Here is a 4182-nt window from a genome sequence, read left to right as displayed (position 1 = left end):
CCTGCTGGCCAAGGCGCCAGCCCGCGTGCCGGATGCCGAGGCGTTATGTGGGGCGCTGGAGAAGCTGCTGGCGGAGGCGAAGGCGGATCCACGGTGGGAGGTGCCCCTGTGCTACGGCTGGACGGTGGACGGACGTACCACCGAGGACGCGCCGGAGCTGGTGGGCCACGACAGCCAGGCGTGGCTGCGCAGGTGGATCCGTCAGAAGCCCAAGCGGGGCAAGCCGCCCGCTCCTCCCGTTGTAGCTCCCGCCCCACCCGAGCCGCCCGCGACGAAGACCCGCCCCCCACTTCGCACCCGAGTGCGATGGGCCTTTCCGGTCCTCGTGGCCGTGGTGGGACTCGCGGTGGGAGTGGGCCATGTCCTCGGTCAGCTCCGCCCGCCACCGTCCACACCGACTCCAGGCCAGCCGGTGCCTACGCTTCCCTTACCTGCGGAATTCTCCCTCGATGCCCCGATGCGATGGGCCACGCACGTCCATGAAGTAGCGCCACCCTGGAAGCCGCCCGAAGCTGACGCAGGCGCAGCGCCCTCAAAGGCGGATACCCCTGCGTCCGTCACCACCATGACGCTCAGCTCGGGAACGACTCGCATGAAGAAGAAGGCCCCCGGCTCACAGGCGGAGAAGGAGAAGAAGGGCAACAACTCCACCGGGGCCAACGTGCTGCTCGCGGTGGCCGCCGCCGCCAACATGGCCTGTCCCGGTGCCCAGGTTCGCAAGGAGCCCGCGCCCCAGGCGTGCCCTGCTGGTGCTGTCGAGACCATGACCCGCCAGCTCGGCATCCCCGTTGGGGACCGCTCCATAGTCGCTCTTCCCGGTTGGGAGATGAGTAACGAGCCCGTGCCTGTGAAGGAAGGCCCCATTTCGCTGGAGTTGGCTGCCGACTTGGACGTGGGGAAGGATGCCAGGGGCCGGGGTGGGCGAACGGCACTGCCGAACGGCACGCGGCTCTCTGGGCAGCTCTGCATTGGGGAGAAGCGCGTCTATGGACGCATCACCCAGGCCGTCACGCCCGCTGGAGACACGTTCACCGTCTGCATGGAGCTGGTCGACCCGTACAGCGGAACTCGTGGTCTCAAGATCGAGCCTGACGGAGTAGCCATCAAGGTTCGTCCCCGCGCGGCGGCGAAGACGGTGGAGCGGTTCGAGTAACGGCATCCGGGGGCTTGGCGGGCTGGACGGTGAGGACGGCTCGCGCACGACCGGCCGTGTGTTAGAGCCCACGTCTCCGGTCTATTCCTCGTCTTCGTGGAGGTTCCCGCTCTGTGTTCGCCTTGTCCTCCTCCGCCCTGCTCGGACTGGCCTTGCTCGCTGCACCCGTCGAGCCTACCGCGCGGGTGCCGCTCCCCACTTGCGAGGCGGGTACGCGCTACATCGAGCTGACGGCGGACACCCCCAGCAAGACACCGGAGGTGTGCATCCGGCCGGAGCTGTCCCTCACCCTGTTCTTCGACGCGAAGCTGGCGCGCGTGGAAGTGGAGGGGAGGGAGCGGTTCCGCCGGGTGAAGGTGGTGGACGACACCCTGGCACTCGTGGCCTCGGAGGCGCTGCATGACGGGGAGCGTGTGCCGGTGACGGTCTACTTCGAGGATGGTGCGGCCCCGGTGAGTGCCACCTTCATGCTGGTGGTCCACCCCTCCCAGGCGGAGCGGCAGGTGGAGGTGTCACGCCACGAGCGCACGCTGGCCTCCCTCCGGCAGGGAGAGCAGCAGGCCCGAGCTGAGGCCCAGCAGTGTCGGGAGGAGAAGGCGCGTCTCCAGGCCGAGTGCAGTGGCCAGGGTGGGCTCACGGGCCTCATCGAGAACGGATGGCTTGGCGAAAAGGGAGTCATCGCCCGGCGGCTCCCGATGGTGGCTCAGCGCCCGGAAGACTCCCTCGCGGTGTGGACGGGCATCAGCTACCGAGCCGTGGGACCCAAGGGGCGGGGACGGGTGGCCGTGGAGCTGGAGCTGCGCAACCGGGGAACGGTGGCCTGGAGGCCCAAGGGGGCGGCCCTGGTGGGCTCCAAGCGCGAGGAGCTGACGGGGCTGACGGTGTGGCTCCTGGAGCCCATCCCGCCAGGAAAGTTGGGGCGCATCGTGGTGGAACTGGACGCGACGGAGAGCGAGGCCCGAGGCACCTACACGCTCAAGCTGTGGGCTGGAGAGGCTGGAGCCGGAGGTGTGAACGTCGATGGCGTGACGTTCCCATAGTGGCGGACCGGATGAGTTTTCTCTCGTCGTCACCTACGCCAATACCACCGCCTGCTGCTTCTACACCTCACGCAGGCGAACACGTCGAAGTCGAACGTCCTCCTCAGTAGCTGCGCCCAGTCCACTCGCGGCGTCCTCTCCTTCTTCGGATCTCCTTCCTGGCCGCTGCCTCAAGAGCCACGCTCGCCTTCTTCTCACCTGCTTGGGGAGTCTCTCGCCTTCGCTGAATCAGAAAGACAGCGCGGTCTCGAAGACGACAACTGGCTAATACCTTGGGGGGGAAGGAATTCCTGAAAATCCTTCGTAATCTCAGACGTACCAAGAGAGATGGCGGGTGACTCCCTTGGTGGAACAGGCCTCCGCACTTCGACTCTCGTCCGTCGACGGCCGCTCCGCATCGCGAATCTCACGCCCATTCAGGAAAAGGGATTATGTACCGTCAAGAAACAACCTCGTCGCGGTTCTGGACCGCTGGCTTCGCCGCTGTTCTCCTCCTCTCGGGCGTACTGACCGGCACGGATGCTCGCGCTGGTCAGGCCAGCAACGGAAGGGCACTCGACAGCTACGAGTTCCATCTCAAGCCGGGAACCGCGAGCTGGGCGGAGCTTTCGTCGCACGAGGAGATGCTGGAGGCGACCCAGATTCCACAGGGTATCCTCAAGAAGATGTCCACCCAGGGGCTGGTCGAGACTGCCCTGAACTACCCGCTCTACCTCGACATGCTGGCGTATGACGACCCGCAGGTCGGATTCCAGCGTGTCGCCGAGCGGTTCAACGGTTTGAAAGCGCTGCTGGAGCGTCCCGACGCCGGGACCGAGCTGCTGGCGCGTTACAAGGCGTTCGACCCGACGATCACCGAGGGCTGGGCCCTGGAGCAGCAGGGAGCCCATGCTGCGCGCCTCATGTACCTGGAGATGATGCTGTCCCAGGAGTCCATCCGCGAGAAGCTGACCGCCGAGGAGCAGCTGCAGCTGGCCGTTGAGAAGGAGGTCAAGAACAAGGTCAAGCAGCAGTACTCCGAGGTCTACGGAAAGCCGGCCGACAACCCGGACACGGAGGACTACTGGACCACCGTCAGCACCCCGAACGGGTCGACCGTCTGGGTCATCGCCACCACCTATGAACTCTCCTCTGCAGAGATCGCGAATGCGAACAATTACGTGGCGACGGCCTATCCGAGAGCCGTTCGGGAGACGAATGCCTCGCGCAGGTACAATTGCCACTCTTATGCTTGGTACAGCCAGTCCATCTACAACACCGCGTGGATGAACGCGCCATATCAGAAGACGTACTGGCAGGATTACAGCTACTCCCGCGTATATAGCCCGTACGTGTCGGCCAGGGTGAACTACTACTACGACGACCATTCGGCGATCGTTGCCGGCAGCGGGGTGTTTCGCTCGAAGTGGGGACAGCTTCCCAGGATGCTCCATGCCCCGAGCTACTCCCCCTACAATGCCTCGTACTTCGAGTACTACTACCGCTGAGGTAAGGGCTGTCACCTAACCCACAGCGCTGGAGCCGGGAGGGTTGAACCCTCCCGGCTCCCTGTCGTTAATGCCTCTCCTGACGGAAGTTCCAAGGAGGGACCATGGTCCACCTGATGATGGCACTGCTGCTCACGGCATCCGATGCCTATGTCTTTCCCACCCAACCTGGGACTCCCGCCTGGCGGGCACTCGACTCCCGACAGGAGATGCTCGCCGTCTGCCAGATACCCGAGGAGCGACTGAAGAAGATGTCGACCCGCGGTCTGGTCAAGACAACGCTCGACTACCCGATGTTCGCGGACATGCTCGCGCATACGAGCATGCAGAAGGGGTTCGACTCCGTCGCGAGTGGCTTCAATGGCCTGCGGGAGCTGATGGGCAGGCGCGATGCGGCCAGGGTGCTCCTGGCCCAGTACCGCCGGCTGGACCCCGCAGACCTGAAGAAGACCTGGACGCTGGAGCAGGTGGGCCAGCATGCCTCCCGATTCGTTTATCTTGA

Annotated in this window: 3 protein-coding genes and 1 pseudogene; all 4 read left to right on the top strand. The window is 65.1% G+C overall.

Annotation, left to right across the window (positions count from 1 at the left end):
- Positions 1 to 1153: pseudogene (locus tag VF794_RS32750) on the top strand (hypothetical protein); the annotation flags it as partial.
- A 113-nt stretch (positions 1154 to 1266) separates the two neighbouring features.
- Positions 1267 to 2193 (top strand): DUF2381 family protein, encoded by a 927-nt coding sequence (locus VF794_RS32745; protein ID WP_331117046.1) that lies wholly within the window; start codon positions 1267 to 1269, stop codon positions 2191 to 2193.
- A gap of 431 nt (positions 2194 to 2624) precedes the next feature.
- Positions 2625 to 3680: a hypothetical protein gene (locus VF794_RS32740; RefSeq protein WP_331117045.1), complete on the top strand. Its 1056-nt coding sequence runs from the start codon at positions 2625 to 2627 to the stop codon at positions 3678 to 3680.
- A gap of 104 nt (positions 3681 to 3784) precedes the next feature.
- Positions 3785 to 4182, top strand: a 398-nt coding sequence (locus tag VF794_RS32735; RefSeq protein WP_331117044.1) for a hypothetical protein, incomplete at its 3' end; no start/stop codon positions are given.

It is taken from the genome of Archangium sp. (genome assembly GCF_036389735.1).
Lineage (GTDB): Bacteria > Myxococcota > Myxococcia > Myxococcales > Myxococcaceae > Archangium.
The sequence above is the reverse complement of the archived record's forward strand: the minus strand, read 5'-3'. Positions and strand labels throughout refer to the sequence as shown.